Below are 21,793 nucleotides of genomic sequence, written 5' to 3' on the forward strand. Positions count from 1 at the left end.
CAAATCTCCTCTCATATATCTAATAGTACTATCATATCATTTCTTAGAAAATATTTATATTAGTATATTATTTTTTAAAAATGCTCATTTCAAATTATAAAAAAGGAGCAGGACAGAAATCTAATAATTCAAATAAGATTTCATTATCCCACCCCAAGCAAAGATGAGTAGAAAAAGCGTTTGAATTCTTGTATCAACACTACTCATATCATAAATTAAGTCATTTACATTAACAGTAGTATGTTTTACCAATACTTTTCTAATCTGTCAGTGCCTATATCAAAGTTGAGGCTGAGACATTTAATTATGCCCCAGCCTCTATCAATATACGCCCTAAAATTAACGACGGATACCTAATGATTTAATTAATTCACGGTAACGTTGAACATCTTTTTCACGTAAATAGTTAAGTAAGTGTCTACGACGACCTACCATTTTTAATAATCCACGACGTGAATGGTGATCTTTTTTGTGCTCACGTAAGTGTTCATTTAATGCAGTGATTTCTGCAGTTAATACAGCGATTTGAACTTCTGGAGATCCAGTGTCCGCTTCGTGTGTACGATATTCTTTAATTAATTCATTTTTACGCTCTTGTGAAATTGCCATTGTCAATTTCCTCCTTTAATTTTTATTCGCCTTTATCCGAGCAAATCGTCGGAGTTTCGATGTGCCAAGGTAAAGGTGCTAAAATGTGCTATACACATTCGACTTAAATATTATATGATACTTTATCGCCAAAATCAACCGATAACAAGTATTTCGCTTTTTCTTTATCTTTATTCATTTGTTCAACTAACGGATCAATACCATCAAATTTAATTTCAGGTCTCAAATAATGATGCCAAAATACTATTACGCGTTCACCATAAATATTTTCTCCAAAATCAAATAAATTCACTTCGATGACAACTTGGGCTTTAGAAGGATCATGAAATGTTGGTTTCACCCCTACATTAGCAACCCCTCTATAAATCTGTTTATCAGCACCTATTTCCATGCTAACTGCATAAACACCATTCTTAGGTAATACATAATCACCACTTGGTTGTACGTTTGCTGTAGGGAAACCAATAGTTCTACCTCGTTTCTCCCCTTGCACAACCGTACCTTTAATACGATAGCGATAGCCTAATTCTTCATTAGCTTTTTGTAACTCTCCAGTTTTCAATGATTTTCTGATATCAGTAGTAGAAATTTTTTCAGAATTAATTTCTTGTTTGCTTACTACTGTCGAATTAAATTCAGTCATTTCATCTAGAATCATCATATTGCCTTTGCCGTATTTTCCAAAAGTAAAGTCAAAACCAGCAATGACTTCTTTAACATGATTCTTGATAATATAATCTTGTATAAAATCCTCAGCACTTACTTCTGCAAATTTAGATGAAAAATTAATGACTATACAATAATCAATATCATAAGATTCTAGAATTTCTATTTTATCTTGAATCGGCGTTAAATAATCAGTTCTCTTTAGTTTAGGATTTAATACAACCGAAGGATGTGGATCAAATGTCATTACTGCCTTCTTTAAATTCGCAGCTTCTGCTTTTTGATTTAAAATATCAAATACTTTTGCATGGCCTTTATGCATCCCATCAAAAAATCCAAAAGCCATAGCAACATCTTCTGTTATATATTGTTCTTCCTGAATTGGATGAGTTACTTCTATCACTTTCATGCGTATTTCTCCTTTAGTTAAACACCTTTTTAGGTTTAATTTCATCTCGTTTTTCTGGATGAGGTTCATAAATTGCTAACACTTTGTGTGTGTGCTCATCTACCATTGTAACCATATCTTCTATATTTTGCTTGAACACTGTTTTTTCAAATTTTTGTCCATTTAAAATTTTAGACTTAATATTTTCTTCTGAAATTATAATTTGTGGTAATCCTTTCAAACCATATTCTATAGGAAATAACTTGTCTTGTAATGATTCATGCTCATGTAATGCTGCTACATCATTTAAAGTTAAACTGGCCTTAATGTCAAATCCACCACTCTGTGTACGTGTTAACTTTGACATATGTGCAGGTAATTGTAATGACCTACCTATGTCTGTTGCAAGTGTGCGTATATATGTACCTTTACCACATTCTACAATTATATCAAACTGGCAGTTGTTGTTGTCAAAACGTAGTTCAGAAGTACGCTTGATTTTATAAATATGCACTTGACGTTCAGGTCGAACAACTTCTTGGTTATTTCTAGCATATTCATATAATTTTTTCCCATTTACTTTGACTGAAGAATACATTGGTGGTATTTGTGTAATAACACCTTCAAATTGTTGAAGTATTGAATCAACATTTTCCGCAGTAATTTCACCATTTAATATATCTTTCTCTTCTATAACATCACCAGTGTGGTCTTCAGTAGTGGTTGCACTACCTAAACTAACTGTCGCTTCATAAGTTTTACCCATTTCCATTATGTAATCACTAACTTTTGTCGCAGCTCCTATACATATTGGTAACACACCAGAAACTTCCGGATCTAATGTTCCAGTGTGTCCTACTTTTTTAGTCTTCAATATTTTTCTCAATTTAAAAACCACATCATGACTTGTCAATCCACGATCTTTAAATACAGGTAATATACCATTATACATTCTTATTTCACCTTCAAAGTCTGTTTTTTTAAATCTCTAATTTCATATTAACATGTAATAAGTAATAAAAAGTTATGTAAAAAGAGCGGGACAGAAACCAAAACTAAATTTGATTTCGTATTCCCGCCCCACAATTTTGTCAAAACATCTAATTAAGCTAATTTAATTAGAATTTAGAAAATTAGTTCGACAAATGCGCAAGTTCTAAATTACAGCATGAATATCTCATGCTGTATGGATGTACTAGCTATTACGAAAGATTAATCTTTCTTATGCAAATCTTGGATCATTCGTTCTATCTTATTACCGTAATCGATTGATTCATCATATTCGAAATTTAACTCAGGAATAATTCTAAGTCTCATTCTAGAACCAAGTTCAGATTTAATAAAACCTTTCGCTTTTTCTAAACCTTTAAATGTATCTGCTTTTTGTTTTTCATTTCCTAAAACAGTTAGATAAACCGTTGCAATAGATAAGTCATTAGTTAATTGAACTTCTGTAATTGTTAAGAATCCTATTCTCGGATCTTTAACTTTATTATTAGCGATATCCATGATTTCTTGTTTCATTTGTTCGCCTACACGCTCTGCTCTCATATTCATTATATTTCACCTCTCATTGTTTATAAGTCCGTTAATCTTTCCCTTACTTACAGATTATATGACAGTTTATTTCGTAACGTCAAACAAATTTCACTTATTCAGAGCCCAAAATAATATATTGTAACTAGATATCATTGTTGAAAAGGTAAATTGTATATTATCAATAAAATCTAAACATCTTATGACAGTTGGGCATAATTTTATTTCCTAAGTGTTAAATTATGTAATAATTTTTCATGGAAACGTTATAAATTTCATTTTAAATTGCCTAACTGTTAATTTTTTTGCCTTAGTGTTAATTTTTTTGCTTTAGTGTTAAATTTAGTTCAGTAAATCTTTGTGATTGAACATTTTCTCACTATTTATGTGATTAAAAAATAAAATATTACACATTTTATAATTTATAATGGTATACTTCTAGGGAGCGAGACAGTATCTATATATTTTCAAAAATATATTATTGCCTTTCCTCAAATGCATGACTTAATTTAATGGTCACACACATAAATATATAAGCACCACTCACTTTAATTAGCAGATTACATGCATATTACTTATGCTTAAGTGCCACTTTACTGGTCGAAACATTTTAATAACTCGACCTTATTTTCAAAATTATAGGAGCGTATATTATTGGAGAAACCAGAACGCCTTTTGTACATTTATACACGATTTTTAAACGGAAAAGCATTAAATAAAGAAGAACTCGCACAGCAACTCAATGTAAATGTAAGATCTATCCAACGAGACATAAGTGACATAAATAATTTTTTATACGAAGATCAAGAATGGCATGGACTAGAAGGTCAAATTGTATACGACAATACCATAGAAAAGCATCGTTTAAAAATTGATAGGTATAAATTTAAGAATAATAGGTTACTTAATTTGATTTTTCGTATGAAAAACTTCACGCCTATCATTCATGAAGATACATATAATCTTATAAGAGGATTAAATGCGAATTCAAACTTAGCCGAAAAACTTTTGTCTAACAAAATGTTAAGTCAATTCAATATACATCGTGAATTTAGTGAATCAACTTTAATTTTCAGAATACAGTTAGCGATTGAAAACAATCATAAGATTTCGATTCAATTACAACATACACATGTTACAGATATTATCCCTATTTATACACGTTATTTTTCCGATAAATATTGGTTCACATATTTAGCTAATGGAATTGTTTATACTCTTGATTTATCTGCTGTAAAAGAAGTAGAACAACTTAACGATGTTTATGATCAATCTGTATTTGAAGACATTAATAGTGTAACTATGCTTATTCAAGATCATATTTGGCCAAAAATTAAACGCCAGTTTATCATTGTAAATACGAAATCTGTAGATAATGGACGAATTGCAGATATCATTATTTCAAAAGAAGAATGTATGCACATTGCTTATGAGCATCCAACTCAAATCACATTACTAAAACCTCAACATTATGTCGATGATTTCAAAGCAATTTTAAAATCATTGTTCAACTCTTACAATATTTAAATGAGATAACAAGGAACATATTAACTAAAGCGCTTTAATTAATAGCTACTGCTAATTTAATTAATAAATGTCTACTATTTATGGTAGCTTAACGATAATTTTTTGGTTTAAATTATAGACGATTAAGTTTCAAAAATACACTTATCAAAATGGCAACGTTATGTTAAAAATATTTTTAAGTTACAAGCGTACGATAATATTCCAAATTAACCGTTGAACAATCAACAAATGTCATAAAAAATAAGAAAACGTCAATTTCTATAATCTCAATAGAAATTGACGTATGTTTTTTGTACGAGATATTTAAATACTCATCTCTCATATCTATATTTATTATGATTACTAGATGATTAGTACTAATGCATGTATTCAGGTACTAACAATTTTACTACTCATTCATTTATTGATTCATATTAGTACTTTGCTTAAGACACTTTATCCGTGTATTAATGTTGTCTTTCCAATGTATGTTGTAAGTTTTTTATTTTTTCATGAAAATCAGAATTCCCATTTTCACGTGCTATTTTTTGTTCTTGATTCCACTTATAATATTCGATTTTACTAAGTTCCTGCTTTTTCTTAATACGAATACGATGTTCCCTATAACTCAACACATTACATACTGTAAGATGACGATTTTGCTTCGATGATAGTACGAATAAATGATCAATTAAATACTGACATAATTCACTATCTGCAAAATTCTTAAATATAGAAATATATAGTTCTTCCTCACTAACGACATAGATTCGTGGTTTATCATCTTTCAACATTTTTATTAATAACTCATAAGTTTTTACTTGAGATGGAAGTTTATGATTAAATGTTAAAAAATCTTTAGGTATACCTGCAGAATGTCCAGTCTGATATGGAAAGAAATTGAGCACCATAACCCTATTAGGATCGATATTAAATTGCTTTAATGTCGACGCATTACTATATAAATATTTCACAAACCATCTATGTCTATCTATATAAGGTAAAAATAATTTTTGTCCATCAAACAATAATTTGCCTTGAATGTCTAATAAAATTCTTTTTCTATATTCAATCGCTTCATCATCAGTTAGATTTAGTTGGTATGTTTTAAAATCATTTTCTGGTTGCTTCTTTAATATTACTATATCTGCAGTTTCTGGATTACCAAAATAAGGTCTTGCAATAGCTGGATTTAAATCAGCATTTTCAAATGTAACTCTTTGTCTATTTTTATTTAAAGTAACTTTGCCATTCGCAAAGTCTATCATTTTTTTAAACCTTGGAATGTCAGTAAAATTATCTCCGAATTGTTCTTGAAAATAAGCATAATCCATAGGATGTAAAAACGCTGTTGTATCATTATTTTTAATAATTGCCTTTAATGTCGATTCGTCATAAATAGAGTTATACTGACTAAAATATTGTTCCCAAAATTCATTTATATCTTTTAAATATTCACTCATCATTTATAACCTCCCATTTAACTTGATTATAATTAAAAGGATAGACAACTATTGTCAACCCACCTCAACAAGTGTATATTTACAATATTTTTTTGATCTAATTTACAACTATAAATAGGTATATAATTTATATAAATTAATACATCAACATTTGCAAGATTCAATTTTTGTATTTTATTATTCTTCAAAAAAGAAAAGTATAAGCATGTGTATTGTACATAATCTAATTTTTTAATTGTTAGAATTAAGACCTTTTTTATTAATTGTTTACAGAATATCACTGAAAATTAATTTAAGAAATTAGGACAAAAAAACAAAGCAAACAACGTAATAAAAGTTTGCTTTGTTTCTAATATATAAGTTTATTCCCAAAAAAGAAAATATCATGCAAGCTTAAAAGTTATCTTTTAATTTCAACCATTTCGAATGCTTCAATAATGTCGCCTTCTTTTAGGTCATTGAATTTTTCAACTGTTATACCACATTCATAGCCTTGAGCCACTTCTTTAACATCATCTTTGAAACGTTTTAATGTGTCTAATTCACCTTCGAATTGTACTACACCGTCTCTGATTACACGAACACCAGCATTACGTGTGATTTTACCATCTATCACATAACTACCAGCAATCGTACCTACTTTAGAAACTTTGAAAGTCTGGCGAACTTCTGCTTGACCAATAACTTTTTCTTCAAATTCTGGATCTAGCATACCTTTCATTGCAGATTCAATTTCTTCGATAACGTTATAAATAACACGGTGTAAACGCATATCTACGCCTTCATTATCTGCAGCTCGTTTCGCACCAGTATCAGGACGTACATTAAAGCCGATAATGATACCATTCGAAGCATTAGCAAGTGTAACATCTGATTCATTAATCGCACCTACTGCAGTATGAATAATTCTTACATTTACGCCTTCAACATCTATTTTCATTAATGATGCTGCAAGTGCTTCTACTGAACCTTGTACATCACCTTTGATAATTACGTTAAGATCTTTCATTTCACCTTGTTTCATTTGTTCGAATAGGTTATCTAATGAAACGCTCTTACTTTCTTGACGCTGTTGTAACACATTTGCTTCATGACGCGCTTCACCAATACGTCTTGCTTGTTTTTCATCTTTGAAGACAACAAATCTATCTCCAGCTTGTGGTACATCATTGATACCAGTAATTTCTACAGGTGTAGAAGGGCCAGCTGACTTAATACGTTGACCTAAATCGTTTACCATAGCACGGATTCTACCATAAGTGTTTCCTACTACTAGTGAATCTCCAACATTAAGCGTTCCGTTTTGAACTAATAATGACGCAGATGGTCCACGTGATTTATCCAATTCAGCTTCAATCACAGTACCCACAGCATGTTTACTTGGATTTGCTTTTAATTCTTGAATTTCAGAAGTTAGGACAATCATCTCTAGTAAGTCTTCAATACCATCTCCACTTAAAGCTGAAAGTGGTACGAAAATTGTATCGCCACCCCAAGCTTCAGGAATTAAACCGTATTCTGTTAATTCTTGCATTACACGATCAGGATTAGCTGTTGGTTTGTCAACTTTGTTTACAGCAACAATTGTAGGTACTTCTGCTTCTTTAGCATGGTTAATCGCTTCAATTGTTTGTGGCATTACACCATCATCTGCTGCTACTACTAAAATTGTAATATCAGTAACTTGGGCACCACGAGCACGCATTGTTGTAAATGCAGCGTGACCTGGTGTATCAAGGAAAGTGATTTTTTTACCATCATTTTCAATTTGGTATGCACCGATATGCTGTGTAATACCGCCCGCTTCACCAGCAGTTACTTTAGTATGACGAATTGAGTCTAATAATGTTGTTTTACCATGGTCAACATGTCCCATGATTGTAACAACAGCTGGACGTTCAATTCCATTTTCTTCATCAGCTTCATCTTCAAAATAAATGGATAAATCTTCTTCATCAATGATAACTTCTTTTTCAAGTTCTACACCATAATCATCTACGATTAATTCTAATGTTTCATCATCTAAAGATTGATTAATGTTTGCCATTATACCCAATAAGAATAATTTTTTAATAATACCTGATGAATCTATATTTAATTTCTCAGCAAGTTCACCTACAGTGATACCATCATGATACGTAATTTTAGAAGGTATTTCCTTTGGCTCTTCTTGTTTAGGTTGTTTAGTATTTTTATTGTTTTTATTAGTGTTCTTATTATTTTTGTTATTTTTCTTGTTGTTTGGTTTATTATTTTGATTACCTTTGTTGGCTTGGTTGTTTTTATGATTCGTCGTTGATTGTTTATTTTGAGCACTTTTCTGCTCTGATTTAGCAGCTTGCTGTGCTTGTTCTGGTTTATAAATTTTATCTAAAGCCTTAATTTGGTCGTCTTCTAACGTTTGCATGTGGCTAGTTACCTCAACGTCCATTTTAGCTAACTCATCTATAATATCTTTACTTTTTAATTTTAAATCTTTTGCGTATTCGTAAATTCTTTTTTTACTCATATAGTCACTCCTTACGATAGTCATCAATCATTGACAATAACTTTTTAGCAAAGCCTTGATCAGTGATTCCAATGTTTACACGTTCTGCTTTCCCTAAAGCTTGTCCTAATTCAGCTCTCGTTCCAAATATGCGTAATGATATATGGTAACTTTCACATTTGTTCTGTATCACTTTAGTTGTGTTATCAGAAGCATCTGTTGCAATGATTACGAGCTTTAACTTGTTCTTTTTTAAATCATTTAAAATGACAGATTCACCTGTTTTAACTTTTCCAGCACGCATTGCTAAACCTAAAAAATTTACGATGTTCTCCTTGGTCATTTAGGAATCTCTTCACGATAAATAAGACGTATAATTTCTTTATAAACAGGTTCTAATGTTTCAGCATCAGCTTTATAATATTTTTCTAATACACCTTTTTGCTGTGCCTCTTCTACTAATTTAACATCTTTTGATACATATGCACCACGACCTTGTTGTTTTCCAGTTGCATCGGCAAAAATTTCGCCTGCTTTATTTATCACAACTCTTATCATATCGTTTTTCGGATGCATTTCATTTGATAATATACATTTACGCATTGGAATTTTTTTCTTTTTCATAAAGTAATCACTCCAATTTATTTTTCAGTATCTACATCTTCTTCAATGATTTCGCTTGTAGTATCCTCAGAATGTGCTACTTCTGTATCAACTGTTTCTGAAGACGTATCAATTTCTTCAATGATACCTTCGTCTGTTGGATAAACCCCTGCTTCTCTTGCATCTGTTTCAGATTTAATATCAATCTTCCAACCTGTTAATTTTGCAGCTAAACGGGCATTTTGACCACGTTTACCAATTGCTAATGATAATTGATAATCTGGTACGACAACAATTGTAGATTGGTTTGCTTCATCAACAATAACTTGTAAAACTTGTGATGGACTTAAAGCATTTTTAACAAATACCTTTGGATCTTCGTTCCATTGAACGATATCAATTTTTTCTCCACCAAGTTCTTCTACTACAGCCTCAACGCGAGCACCTTTAGCACCTACACATGCTCCGACTGCGTCAATATCAGGATTGTCAGAGTGTACGCTGATCTTAGAACGATCTCCTGCTTCACGTGCTACAGATTTAACAATTACTGTACCGTCAAATATTTCAGGAACTTCTTGTTCAAATAAACGTTTTAATAAGCCTGGGTGACTTCTTGATACATAAATTTGTGGACCCTTTGTAGTTTGTTCAACTTTGTTTACGTATACTCTAATTCTTTCATTCGGAATATAGCTTTCATTTGGACTTCTTTCCGCTTCAGATAAAACGGCTTCAGTACGTCCTAAATTCACATAAACATAGCGATGGTCTACTCTATCAATTAAGCCTGTTACAATGTCATCTTCTTTATCAATAAATTCATCATATAAAATTTCACGCTCTGCATCACGTAAACGTTGCATCACAGCTTGTTTGGCCGCTTGGGCACCCACGCGTCCGAAGTCATTTGGTGTAACATCTTCTTCATAAATATCACCAATTTCATATGCAGGGTTTTTAACAAGTGCAGTACTTAAATCAATTTCTTCTCTATCATCCATTGATTCTTCTACAACTTCTTTACGTGCGATAACATGAAATGTACCATTATCCATATTTAATTCAACACGTACACTTCTTGCGCTATCATAGTTCTTTTTATAAGCAGTAATTAAAGCTGCTTCTATAGCATCAACTAACACTTCTCTAGGAATCTTTTTTTCTTTTTCTAAGTACTCAGTTGCTAATAATAATTCATTACTTGACACGACTTATCATCCTCCTTATCACGTTATATCATTACAGCATGACGTGCTTTAGCGATCTTACTTCTTAATATTTCAACTTGTTTTGTTTTTGACTTATCCTTAACTTCCATAGTTATCGTTTCGTCTTCAACAGATTTTAAAATACCCAACCATTCTTTAGAACCTTCAATTGGTGCATATAAAGATACAAAAATAGGTTTTGATACAGCATTATGGAAATCTTTTTCTTTTTTAATTGGTCTTTCTGCACCTGGTGACGCAACATCTAAGTAATACATTTCTTGAATAGGATCTTCTGCATCCATAACTTCGCTGATTTTTTCAGAAGCTAACGCACAATCATTTAAGTCTACGCCGCCTTCTTTATCAATAGATACTCTTAAAAAATGGTCTTTTCCTTCTTTTGTAAACTCAACTTCTACTAATTCAAAATTTAAGTCATTAAGGACAGGTTGAATAATTGCTTCAACTTGTTCAGTTATTTTACTCATGCTGACCTCCTTTTTTGGCAAATAGAAAAGAGCGGGTAATATGCCCACTCTTCCTGCCTGAGTCTAATTTTTTAAGCACTGTTATTATATCATATGTTTATTTTCTATACAAATAACTATATTTTAAAAATCCCGTAATGACAAGCTAGTCACTTTATTGTGCTATATTTTATACGTTTAAAGTATTTCTTTCATTGAAGAATTGTTTCAAATAAAGCCAAGTCATATGATTCAAAAATATAATAATAATTTAGTCACTTAAATGTATTTCTTCAAAGTTTAAATACTTCTTCAAACTAAACTTATTTTAACTCATGATACTATTGGCTTTTTGTATTTATAATACAACACGTTACATGTCAAAAATAGAAAGTTGTGCTTTGTCTGGTAAGTTAGGTAATGAGCCTAATTCATCCAAATATTCGATTACTTTTTGTGACAAACCAGCTTTCTTATTTAAATCTTCTTTAGACAAGAATGGCCCTTCTTCACGTGCTTCTACTATTCTTTGTGCAACATTTTCGCCAAGACCTGGAACAGATATAAATGGCGGGATTAAAGTATCACCTTCAATAATAAATTCGAAGGCTTTACTCTTTTCTAAACTAATCGGTTGCATACGAAAACCTCGTTGAGCCATTTCATTCATAATTTCCAGGACAGTTAATGTATCTTTTTCCTTTTTAGCTAAATCCATATATCTTGAATACATGTCATTTACTGTGTTACGAATGCTCTCTTTGTCTTTTATCATTGAAATCAAGTCAAAGTCAGAGGCACGCACTGTGAAATAACTTGCATAATAATACAATGGATAATGGACTTTGAAATAAGCAATACGTACCGCCATCAATACATAAGCTGCAGCATGTGCTTTAGGGAACATGTATTTAATTTTTCTACAAGAATCTAAATACCAATCTGGCACTTCATTATCAACCATAGCTTCAACCATATCGTCTGTTAACCCTTTACCTTTACGCACAAATTCCATTGTTTTGAAGGCAAGTGATGGTTCTAAACCGTTATACATTAAGTAAACCATAATGTCATCACGACAACAAATTACACTAGCTAGGTCACATTTTCCAGAACGAATTAAATCTTGCGCATTACCTAGCCATACATCCGTACCATGAGAAAGGCCAGAAATTCTCACAAGTTCTGAGAATGTCGTAGGCTTTGTATCTTCTAGCATTTGTCTAACAAAGCCAGTACCAAATTCAGGTACGCCAAATGTACCCGTTTTACATAGAATTTCCTCTGAAGTCACACCTAATGGTTCTGGCGAACTAAATATACCCATTGTTTCTTTATCATCAACTGGAATCGTTTTCGGATCAATACCTGATAAATCTTGCAACATACGTATCATAGTTGGATCATCATGTCCCAGAATATCTAATTTTAAGACATTATCATGAATGGAATGGAAATCAAAATGCGTCGTCATCCAAGATGATGCTTGATCATCTGCAGGGAATTGGACTGGTGTAAAATCATATATATCCATATAATCTGGTACAACTATGATACCACCTGGATGTTGTCCTGTTGTACGTTTAACCCCTGTACAACCTTTTACTAGTCGATCAATCTCAGCACCTCGTTTATGGATACCTTGATCATTTAAGTAACCTTTAACAAAACCAAATGCAGTTTTTTCAGCAACTGTACCTATCGTTCCTGCACGAAACACTTTATCTTCTCCGAAGAGTTCTTTTGTATAATTATGTGCTTCTGGCTGATATTCCCCACTGAAGTTCAAGTCAATATCTGGTACTTTATCTCCTTTGAATCCTAAGAACGTTTCAAAGGGAATATCTTGCCCTTCTTTAATTAAGTCACAGCCACAAGATTCACACTTTTTATCAGGTAAGTCGAAACCAGAACCAACTGAACCATCATTAAAGAATTCACTATTTTTACATTCAGGACAAATATAATGCGGTGGCAACGGGTTTACTTCTGTGATTTCTGTCATTGTTGCCACAAAACTTGATCCTACTGAACCACGTGAACCTACTAAATAGCCATCATTTAATGATTTCTTTACAAGTCTCTGTGAAATTAAATAAATAACAGAGAATCCGTTTCCGATAATACTTTCTAGTTCTTTTTCTAAACGGTCAATAACGATTTGAGGCAAGTCTTCCCCATATAACGCTTTGGCATTATTATAACTCATTTCACGAATCTCATCGTTTGCGCCTTCCATTCTAGGCGTATACAATTCGTCTTTAATGGGTACAACACGTTCAATTTTATCTGCTAATTCATTTGTATTTTTAATAACAAGTTCATAAGCTTTTTCTTCGCCTAAAAAATGTAATTCATCTAACATTTCATCAGTTGTTCTAAAATGTGCCTGTGGTAAAGTAGAACGATTTAATGGATTCCCTGGTTGTGATGCAATTAAAATTTTACGCGCAATTGCATCGTGTTCGTTTAAATAGTGCGCGTTGCCTGTTGCAATTACAGGAATATTATTAACATCTCCCGCTCTAATTAAACGATTATATATTTCATGTAATGTTTCATTATCTCTCACAAGTTCCCTGTCGATTAAATCTTGATAAAGTGCTGGAGGTTGCACTTCAATAAAATCATAGTATTTAGCAATTCGTTCTACTTGGGATTGGTCTTTTTGCATTACTGCGGTAAAGACTTCACCTTCATCACAAGCTGAACCTACAAGTATCCCCTCCCGATGTTCATCTAGTAGCGAACGTGGGATTCTCGGCGTACGATAGTAATATTGGACTAATGAAGCACTTACAATTTTAAAGAGATTTTTCAATCCTTCTTGGTTTTGAACAATCAGCGTAACATGGTTAGGTCTCGCACGTTTATACGCGTCCTCGTTGGTTAAAGAAGTATTGATGTCTTGGTGATTATGAACACCGAGCTCTTCTAATTGTTTCAACATTTTTATAAACATATATGCTGTTGCTTCAGTATCATAAATAGCTCTATGGTGTTGAGTCAATTCCACACCATATTTTTTAGCTAAGAAATTCAGACCATGCTTACCATATTCAGTATTAATTGTTCTAGATAATTCTAATGTATCAATAACACCGTTTGTAGAAGCACCTATACCTACATGTTCATAGCCCGTATCAATGAAGCCCATATCAAAGGAAGCGTTATGAGCAACAAAGATTGCATCTCCAACCCATGATTTGAATTCTGTTAACACTTCTTCAATTTCTGGCGCATCTACTAACATATCATCAGAAATATGTGTTAAATTTTTAATCGTTTCTGATAAACGTTCATGTGGATTACTAAAACGTTCAAACTTATCTATAATTTCACCGTCTTTAACTTTGACTGCGGCAAGCTCAATAATCTTGTCGTATTGGTTAGATAATCCTGTCGTCTCAACGTCAAATACAACATATGTTGCTGTTTTCAAATTACAATCTTTAGGTTTATACGCTATTGGTACTCCATCATCTACAAGCATGCCTTCCATGCCATATATCATTTTAATTCCATTTTTTTCTGCTGCAGCGTGTGCATCTGGAAATGCTTGGACAACGTTATGATCTGTAACAGCAATAGCTTTATGCCCCCATTTAGCAGCTTGGTCTACATATGTAGAAATATTGGGGATACCATCCATTTGGCTCATTGAAGTGTGCAAATGAAATTCTACTCGTTTTTCTTCAGCTTTATCTTGCTTTGTTGCTTTTTTAATTTCTTCTATGTCTGACATCATCATAACTAAATCTCGTACAAAAGTATCTTCTTCTATTCTACCTTGTGCACGCACCCATTTCCCTACACTTAAAGCTTTAAAATGTGCTAAGTCATCTTTGTTTTTACGTGTGAACATTTTTAATACGAGAGAATCTGTATAGTCTGTTACCTTGATTTCTACAATATGCCGGCCACTTTTCAACTCTTTGAGATTAATATCAAAAATGACACCTTCGACTGCTACTTTAAACTCTTCTTCAATAATAGAATCAATTGTACGTACGTTCTCAATTTGAATTGGTTTACCAATCTGACATTTTGAGACAGAACTTTCATTATTATCTTGTTGTTTCGCTTTTTCAGCTTTCATTTTTTCTAATTTTTCCGTTGCTTCACGCGCACTCTTTTCATCTTCTTCTTGTATGTGTGCCTCTAGTGATGCTAAATCACCATCGTTTACTGCACTATCAGTTTCAAAAACAACTTTACTTATGCTAAATCCACACTGTTGATATGCTGCAATTAAACTGCCGTTACAAGCTTTATCAAAATGATCGCGTTCAACGTCGTTTTGACACATCACTTTTAAAATATCTCCAGACATAATCAAACGCTTCTGTTTTAATTGGCCTTTAACTTTCGGTGATAACTTTGTTTGATCAATACAATGGCTAAAGTATTTAATAGCATATTCATCTTGGTTAGCTTTATCTTTTATCGTAATATTACACTTAACCTCAGCAATTGATTTGAATTCTTCAGTAATTGCACTTGTGAAAAGTAAGTAATCTTCTATTGCTAAAAAATATGGGAACGTGATTTGAAATACCCATGAACGATCCACTGTTTTAACGTCCACGCGTGTTAATTCACTTTTGGTTAATATTTCAGAATCCAAATGCTCTGCGATTTTAATTTGGTCAGCTAGGATTTTAAACTTTTCCTCGTTTGTCATTGACATGACGATAACCACCTTACTATTAATTACACTGTTTTACTTGTATATTATTAATTACATTTTATGACGGTGTATGTATTATTTTTCATTTTCTCTATTATAACTAAATATATTCGAAATTCTAATAGTTCAACTTATAGGATGCAATGCATAATTTTTACCAACAAATAAATAGGAGCGGGACAGAAATCAAAATTTTAAATTTGATTTCATATGCCCGCCCCACAAGACTGAATAAGTATTTAAAAATCTTGAAATCACTATTTTAAATACTAAACAGCTACTGTGTATGCTCAAACCTATACACATCAGCATTTAATGCTTTATTTTGTTTCAGCCTCATGATTTTTATAGGCATTATTTACCTATTTACATTAGCTATTGTAACAAATTGTCATCGACTCTGCTTTCAACTTATATATTTGAATATAAGTCATTTACATAATTTGTTAAGTTGTCAATGTGAACATCTTCACTGTCACCAGTATCTCGACGCTTAACCTCAACAATACCTTCAGCAGCATTTTTACCAACAACTACACGTATAGGTAAACCAATTAAATCTGCATCATTAAATTTCACACCCGCACGCTCTTTACGGTCATCATATAACACGTCAAATTGCTCTTTCAATTGTGTGTAAAGTTGATCTGCTAATTCACGTTGATCATCTTTTTTAGGATTGATTGTTATTAAATGTAATTCAAATGGTGTAACTGACTTCGGCCAAATAATACCATTTTCATCATTATTTTGTTCTACAATTGCACTTAATGTTCTAGAAACACCAATACCATAACAACCCATTAATAGTGGTTTGGCTTTACCTTGATTATCAAGGAAAGTCGCATTCATGCTTTCTGAATATTTTGTACCTAGTTTAAATACTTGTCCTACTTCAATGCCTTCAGCGAAGTGAGCTGAACCTGAACCATCTACTAATGGTTCACCTTCTAATATAAATCTGAAATCACCATATGCTGTAACTTCAAAATCACGACCTACATTTGCATTTAATAAATGATAGCCATCTTCATTTGCACCAACAACGATATTATTTAAGTCTTGAATATAATTATCGGCATAAATCTTAATATCTTTATCGAAAATAGGACCTAAAGAACCTGGTTTTGCACCAAGTAGATTAACAATCTCATCTTCCGTTGCCAATTCAATGTTATCTGTGGCAAAGTATGCTTTTAATTTAATATCATTAATTTCGTGATGGCCGCGCACTAAGACCATAATGAATTCTCCGTCTACTTTAAATATCATAGATTTCATAATTTCATCTAATGGCTTTTCAAGGAATGATGCTAACTCTTGTGCAGTATGGACGTTAGGTGTTTCTATTTTAGTTAATGGTTTAACCTCATCATGCTTTTCATTTGGTTGGTAAATAACTTCTGCCTTTTCAATATTTGCAGCATAATCACTTTGGTCGCTAAATACAATCGTATCTTCACCAATTTCACTTAATGCCATAAATTCATGCGTATGACTACCACCAATTGCACCAGAATCAGCAACAACAGGTCTCGCATTAATACCAACTCGTTTAAAGATACGACCATATGCATTATACATATCTTGATATGAGGCATCTAAAGATGCTTCATCAGCATGGAAAGAATAAGCATCTTTCATAATAAATTCTCTGCCACGTAATAAACCAAAACGTGGGCGTTTTTCATCTCTATATTTAGATTGAATTTGGAATAATGTCAAAGGTAATTGTTTATAAGATTTTAATTCATCTCTTACTAAAGAAGTAACTACTTCTTCGTGAGTTGGTCCAAGGGCAAATTCACGACCATTACGATCTTGTAAACGCATGAGTTCCGGTCCGTATGCGCTCCAACGGCCAGATTCTTCCCATAATTCTGCTTGTTGCAGTGCTGGCATTAAGATTTCCACTGCATCAATACGTTCCATTTCTTCACGAACAATTGCCTCTATATTATTTAATACTCTAGCTGCGAGCGGTAAATAACTATATATGCCACTTGTGCTTTGTTTGATTAAACCTGCTTTCAATAACAAACGATGACTTAATGCTTCAGCACCGGCTGGCACTTCTTTCATAGTTGGTATAAATACTTTAGACTGTTTCATTTATATACTTCTCTCCCTCTTTATAAGAAATAACGTTGTATATCGTTCCAAGTCACTAAGACCATGACGATTAATACAAATACTGCACCAATTGCAATAATTGTTGTTTCTGCTTTTTTATTTACAGTTTTTCTGAATATCGCTTCGTAAATGACAAATAGTATGCGACCACCGTCTAAAGCAGGTACAGGTAACAAATTCATTAATCCTAAGTTGACACTTAATAAAGCCGTCCAAGAAATTAAGTTTATTATACCAGTTTTAACTACAGAATCGACTGAATGATAGATACCAACAGGTCCATTCAACATATCAAAGGAGAAATTCCCTGTAAAAATACTAGCAATCATACCGACAATTGCAGAAAAAATAAGTTTTCCAGCTTCTAGTGTGCGGTCAATCCCCGAAACGATTGGCTTAAATAGAGTGTGTTCTGTGGCAGGAGTATAGCCAAATAAATATCTTGTTTGACTCTTGTTTTTAGTAACTTTTTGTTCTACTTTTTTAGGCTTTATATCCATCGTATGAGTCTTACCATCACGTTCTACTGTCATTTTTGTATTTTTGTCTTTATTTTGTTCAACAACTTTATCAATATCACTTTTGTCTTCTATTGTTTTGCCATCTAATTTCACAATTGTGTCACCAGATTTAAGTCCAGCTTGAGCTGCCGGCGTGCCTTTCGCTACTTCATCAACTGAATTCGTCGGTGTACCTTGATAATAAGCTAAACCGATAAATAAAACTAATGTAAGTAAGAAATTAAACAATGGTCCAGCAAATAGCGTTAAGAATTTTTGATAAGGTTTTTTATATGTGAATTGTCGATCTCTTGGGGCAATTTGAATTAAACTACCATTTTCTACAAAATATGATTTTTTTGCAATAGGGAAACGATGACGTTCATCATCATAGGCAGTCACACCTTCCACAAACAAGCCATCTTTGAAATCACATTGTTTCACTTCCATAGCTTCAATTTGTTGGAATTTATGTTGCTCATCTAAAATGATATGTGTAATTTCTTCTTTATCATTTAATTTAATTTTTACGTGCATTCCTGGTTGAACTGGTGGCTCTTCTAGGCCATCACCCGCCATACGAACATAACCACCTACAGGTAATAGACGTATTGTATATAATGTTTCATTTTTTCTAAAACTAAAAATTTTCGGTCCCATACCGATTGCGAATTCTGGACACATAATCCCTGCCCGTTTGGCAAAAAACATATGACCATATTCATGCACGGTTACGAGGACACCAAAGACGATTATAAAAGAAATAATTGTTACTAGAAAACTCAATTTGATACACCTCATATATTCTTAATAAATTAAATACGTTTCACTTTAAAAATCTAACGATTTAAAGTTTACTGTTCACACTACAGATTATAAAATTATAACACAATAATGCTAACTGACACACGTAACTATTATATATCATTGTAGCCGTTTTTTATGTAAAAACATATCAACTTATAGTTTAGTTTTATTTAATTCCTTAGACGCTATGACTATGTATTAATATTCACCTAATTTAACTTTTATATTTTATAACGACAAAATAAAGTATTAAGTTGAAATCTTAAGATTTATTAAAGGAGTTAAGAATCATATTAACTGTATGCTTTACGCAGTTACTCCAATTCATTAACTCCTTGTGTATGATTTATAAAATTTTTAAAAGTAAATACGTTTAGCTTTGAATTAGTAATATGTTCAATAGTGGCAACACAAACATAAAACTATCAAATCTATCTAAAATACCACCATGTCCTGGTAAAATTCTGCCTGAATCTTTAACTCCAAAATGACGTTTAAAACCTGATTCAACAAGATCTCCTAGTTGTCCGAACATACTTAAAATAATCGTAACTATAATTAATAACCAAATAGCTATATTAAAATCGACAAATAGTATCATTACAAGCGGTACAATAATACTACAAATTAATCCACCAATAAAACCTTCTATTGTTTTATTAGGGCTAATAACTGGCCATAACTTATGTTTACCCATCAATCTACCAAAAATATAAGCGCCAGTATCAGTTAACCACACAACTAAAAACGCAAACAATATATAATGCAATCCTTCTGAGCGAGTTTCATATAAATACATAAAACCAATACCAACATATGCTATTGACATAAGACAGAAAGCTGCATCCATAAAGCTAAATCTGTTTTTAGAAAGCACAGTATAACTTAATAATATAAAACTCATAGCTATTAAAGATTTCAATTGGAAGTTATTAACCCAGTCGCCTGCCTCTTGAGGCAACATTATAATTAATATACCTAATGCACTTATTATACCTGGTATTGATATGAATTTAATCATATTCATATTAAGCAATTCTTTTAATGCTATAAAAGCTAATAAATATGAAAATAGCATTAGAATAAAGCCGCCCTTTAGTAATACAGGGAGAAAAATGATAAGTGCTATGATTGCTGTTAAAGTTCTAACTTTCATACTAATCTCCTAACTATTTATAATCCACCAAAGCGACGTTGGCGTGATTGATAAATTTTAATACAATTTATTAATTCTTCCTTATTAAAGTCCGGCCATAATTTTTCATTAAAAATAAATTCACTATAAGATACTTGCCAGATAAGGAAATTACTAATTCTTTGTTCTCCTGAAGTTCTTATCAAAAGATCTGGGTCAGGATATGCATGAGTCATCAAATGCTCATCAATCATTTGTTCAGTGATTTCATCACTTGATAAACCTTTAGCAGTTAATTGGTCATAGATTTTTTTCACACTGTTTACAATTTCGGCACGTCCACCATAGTTCATAGCAAAGATTAATTTTAAGCCTGTATTATTTTTAGTATCTTCTTTCGCTTTAGCTATTGCTTTGAGTGTAGAATTTGGCAAATGTTCCAAAAAGCCAATTGTCTCTACTTTAACATTATTTTCTATCAATTCCGGTAGAAAAGTTTTTAAAAATGTACCTGGCAAGCTCATAATATAGTTAACTTCATTTTCCGGTCTTGACCAATTTTCTGTAGAGAATGCATATAACGTTAAGTATTTAATTCCTAAATCACTGGCTACTTTAGTGATGTTTTTAACGGTTTGTGTACCTTGGTAATGACCTTTAATTCTAGGCAATTTCCTTTGTTTCGCCCAACGACCATTACCATCCATTATGATTGCAACATGTTCAGGTATATTATGTAGATCCAATTCAAAATCGGATTGGTTAGGCTGATTTTTCTTCTTATTTAACTTTTTAAACATGGTATTTCCTCCGAGCGTGATCATCTATGTTTATTATAATAGGTTCTAGATGCAATTATCTACCATTTTATCATACTAGATAGGTGCATTGAATAAACAAATAAAAAAACTGTACCAAAGTCTGATTTGATACAGTTCAGATAAAATATGATAAACCTCTGATTCTTGAATTCCATTAGTTAATTTCTAACAATAGAAGTGAAGCGAAGTCTTACCATCCATTACCATGTTTATACTGACATAATATCTTGTTCTTTTTCTTCTAACAATTTATCGATTTCTTTAATTGAATCGTCAGTTAGCTTTTGTACATCTGCTGTTTGTGATTTTAAATCATCTTCAGTGATGTCAGCATTTTTTTGTTGTTTTTTTAGTTCGTCATTAGCATCACGACGTACGTTTCTAACAGCTACTTTAGCGTCTTCGCCGATTTTCTTAACTTCTTTCACTAAATCTTTACGGCGTTCTTCTGTTAAAGCAGGAATACTTATACGAATAACTTCACCATCACTCGAAGGATTGACACCTAAGTTAGCAGCATTGATTGCTTTTTCAACGTCTCCTACAGATGATTTATCATATGGCGAAATTACTAATAAACGTGCTTCTGGCACACTGATGCTTGCAAGTTGTTGTACAGGCGTAGGAGCACCATAGTAGTCAACAGTTACACCGTTTAATAAATTTGAGTTAGCTCTACCTGCACTGATATTAGCTAATTCTCTAGAAAGATTATCTACAGATTTTTGCATTTTTGATTTCGTGTCATTAATAATGTCACTCATAGT

17 protein-coding genes are annotated in these 21,793 nt (G+C 32.2%); 1 reads left to right on the forward strand and 16 read right to left on the reverse strand.

The window, feature by feature from the left end:
* Positions 1 to 339: 339 nt before the first annotated feature.
* From rpsO to rbfA, 4 genes are all read right to left on the reverse strand, one after another.
* The gene (rpsO, locus tag LG295_RS08310) at positions 340 to 609 is read right to left on the reverse strand and encodes a 30S ribosomal protein S15 (RefSeq protein WP_017724310.1); all 270 of its coding nucleotides are present in this window, start codon (positions 607 to 609) and stop codon (positions 340 to 342) included.
* A gap of 103 nt (positions 610 to 712) precedes the next feature.
* Positions 713 to 1,684, reverse strand: coding sequence for a riboflavin biosynthesis protein RibF (gene ribF, locus LG295_RS08315; RefSeq protein ID WP_318832928.1), 972 nt, complete (start codon positions 1,682 to 1,684; stop codon positions 713 to 715).
* Positions 1,685 to 1,697: 13 nt separating this feature from the next.
* Positions 1,698 to 2,615, reverse strand: coding sequence for a tRNA pseudouridine(55) synthase TruB (truB, locus tag LG295_RS08320; protein WP_318832929.1), 918 nt, complete (start codon positions 2,613 to 2,615; stop codon positions 1,698 to 1,700).
* A gap of 260 nt (positions 2,616 to 2,875) precedes the next feature.
* Complete coding sequence (gene rbfA / locus LG295_RS08325; protein ID WP_026113574.1) at positions 2,876 to 3,223, reverse strand: 30S ribosome-binding factor RbfA; 348 nt, start codon at positions 3,221 to 3,223, stop codon at positions 2,876 to 2,878.
* 630 nt (positions 3,224 to 3,853) lie between these two features.
* Here rbfA and LG295_RS08330 point away from each other — a divergent pair.
* On the forward strand, positions 3,854 to 4,726 hold the full coding sequence (locus LG295_RS08330; RefSeq protein WP_107531815.1) for an HTH domain-containing protein: 873 nt from the start codon (positions 3,854 to 3,856) through the stop codon (positions 4,724 to 4,726).
* 446 nt (positions 4,727 to 5,172) lie between these two features.
* Here the strand turns inward: LG295_RS08330 and LG295_RS08335 are convergent, their stop codons facing one another.
* From LG295_RS08335 to frr, 12 genes are all read right to left on the reverse strand, one after another.
* Complete coding sequence (locus tag LG295_RS08335) at positions 5,173 to 6,171, reverse strand: hypothetical protein (RefSeq protein WP_107531814.1); 999 nt, start codon at positions 6,169 to 6,171, stop codon at positions 5,173 to 5,175.
* A 397-nt stretch (positions 6,172 to 6,568) separates the two neighbouring features.
* Positions 6,569 to 8,677 (reverse strand): translation initiation factor IF-2, encoded by a 2,109-nt coding sequence (gene infB / locus LG295_RS08340; protein WP_325999015.1) that lies wholly within the window; start codon positions 8,675 to 8,677, stop codon positions 6,569 to 6,571.
* Positions 8,678 to 8,681: 4 nt separating this feature from the next.
* Positions 8,682 to 8,999 carry a ribosomal L7Ae/L30e/S12e/Gadd45 family protein gene (locus LG295_RS08345; protein WP_101094237.1) on the reverse strand — a complete coding sequence of 106 codons (318 nt, stop codon included), beginning with the start codon at positions 8,997 to 8,999 and terminating at the stop codon, positions 8,682 to 8,684.
* The gene (gene rnpM / locus LG295_RS08350) at positions 8,996 to 9,280 is read right to left on the reverse strand and encodes an RNase P modulator RnpM (protein WP_038678381.1); all 285 of its coding nucleotides are present in this window, start codon (positions 9,278 to 9,280) and stop codon (positions 8,996 to 8,998) included. The genes LG295_RS08345 and rnpM overlap by 4 nt, the downstream gene beginning before the upstream one ends.
* A gap of 17 nt (positions 9,281 to 9,297) precedes the next feature.
* On the reverse strand, positions 9,298 to 10,470 hold the full coding sequence (gene nusA, locus LG295_RS08355; RefSeq protein ID WP_107531925.1) for a transcription termination factor NusA: 1,173 nt from the start codon (positions 10,468 to 10,470) through the stop codon (positions 9,298 to 9,300).
* 23 nt (positions 10,471 to 10,493) lie between these two features.
* Complete coding sequence (gene rimP / locus LG295_RS08360; RefSeq protein WP_107531924.1) at positions 10,494 to 10,961, reverse strand: ribosome maturation factor RimP; 468 nt, start codon at positions 10,959 to 10,961, stop codon at positions 10,494 to 10,496.
* A gap of 352 nt (positions 10,962 to 11,313) precedes the next feature.
* Positions 11,314 to 15,630, reverse strand: coding sequence for a PolC-type DNA polymerase III (locus LG295_RS08365; protein WP_318832932.1), 4,317 nt, complete (start codon positions 15,628 to 15,630; stop codon positions 11,314 to 11,316).
* A gap of 411 nt (positions 15,631 to 16,041) precedes the next feature.
* Positions 16,042 to 17,742, reverse strand: coding sequence for a proline--tRNA ligase (locus LG295_RS08370; protein ID WP_107558050.1), 1,701 nt, complete (start codon positions 17,740 to 17,742; stop codon positions 16,042 to 16,044).
* Positions 17,743 to 17,762: 20 nt separating this feature from the next.
* Positions 17,763 to 19,049 (reverse strand): RIP metalloprotease RseP, encoded by a 1,287-nt coding sequence (gene rseP / locus LG295_RS08375; protein WP_318832933.1) that lies wholly within the window; start codon positions 19,047 to 19,049, stop codon positions 17,763 to 17,765.
* Between the two features lie 394 nt (positions 19,050 to 19,443).
* Positions 19,444 to 20,226 carry a phosphatidate cytidylyltransferase gene (locus tag LG295_RS08380; protein WP_107530594.1) on the reverse strand — a complete coding sequence of 261 codons (783 nt, stop codon included), beginning with the start codon at positions 20,224 to 20,226 and terminating at the stop codon, positions 19,444 to 19,446.
* A 17-nt stretch (positions 20,227 to 20,243) separates the two neighbouring features.
* A complete protein-coding gene (locus LG295_RS08385) occupies positions 20,244 to 21,005 on the reverse strand; it encodes an isoprenyl transferase (RefSeq protein ID WP_107530593.1) in 762 nt (253 codons plus the stop codon).
* 230 nt (positions 21,006 to 21,235) lie between these two features.
* Positions 21,236 to 21,790, reverse strand: a complete 555-nt coding sequence (frr, locus tag LG295_RS08390; RefSeq protein WP_107530592.1) for a ribosome recycling factor — start codon at positions 21,788 to 21,790, stop codon at positions 21,236 to 21,238.
* Positions 21,791 to 21,793 lie beyond the last annotated feature (3 nt).

Source organism: Staphylococcus pseudoxylosus (assembly GCF_044794325.1).
GTDB lineage: Bacteria > Bacillota > Bacilli > Staphylococcales > Staphylococcaceae > Staphylococcus > Staphylococcus pseudoxylosus.

What these genes read in the sequence shown, in the direction of transcription:
- LG295_RS08345 (WP_101094237.1), bottom strand. Translation starts at nt 8,999, where the DNA reads ATGACCAAGGAGAACATCGTAAATTTTTTAGGTTTAGCAATGCGTGCT.
- frr (WP_107530592.1), bottom strand. Translation starts at nt 21,790, where the DNA reads ATGAGTGACATTATTAATGACACGAAATCAAAAATGCAAAAATCTGTA.
- infB (WP_325999015.1), bottom strand. Translation starts at nt 8,677, where the DNA reads ATGAGTAAAAAAAGAATTTACGAATACGCAAAAGATTTAAAATTAAAA.
- rnpM (WP_038678381.1), bottom strand. Translation starts at nt 9,280, where the DNA reads ATGAAAAAGAAAAAAATTCCAATGCGTAAATGTATATTATCAAATGAA.
- LG295_RS08385 (WP_107530593.1), bottom strand. Translation starts at nt 21,005, where the DNA reads ATGTTTAAAAAGTTAAATAAGAAGAAAAATCAGCCTAACCAATCCGAT.
- rimP (WP_107531924.1), bottom strand. Translation starts at nt 10,961, where the DNA reads ATGAGTAAAATAACTGAACAAGTTGAAGCAATTATTCAACCTGTCCTT.
- truB (WP_318832929.1), bottom strand. Translation starts at nt 2,615, where the DNA reads ATGTATAATGGTATATTACCTGTATTTAAAGATCGTGGATTGACAAGT.
- rpsO (WP_017724310.1), bottom strand. Translation starts at nt 609, where the DNA reads ATGGCAATTTCACAAGAGCGTAAAAATGAATTAATTAAAGAATATCGT.
- LG295_RS08370 (WP_107558050.1), bottom strand. Translation starts at nt 17,742, where the DNA reads ATGAAACAGTCTAAAGTATTTATACCAACTATGAAAGAAGTGCCAGCC.
- LG295_RS08380 (WP_107530594.1), bottom strand. Translation starts at nt 20,226, where the DNA reads ATGAAAGTTAGAACTTTAACAGCAATCATAGCACTTATCATTTTTCTC.
- LG295_RS08365 (WP_318832932.1), bottom strand. Translation starts at nt 15,630, where the DNA reads ATGTCAATGACAAACGAGGAAAAGTTTAAAATCCTAGCTGACCAAATT.
- LG295_RS08335 (WP_107531814.1), bottom strand. Translation starts at nt 6,171, where the DNA reads ATGATGAGTGAATATTTAAAAGATATAAATGAATTTTGGGAACAATAT.
- ribF (WP_318832928.1), bottom strand. Translation starts at nt 1,684, where the DNA reads ATGAAAGTGATAGAAGTAACTCATCCAATTCAGGAAGAACAATATATA.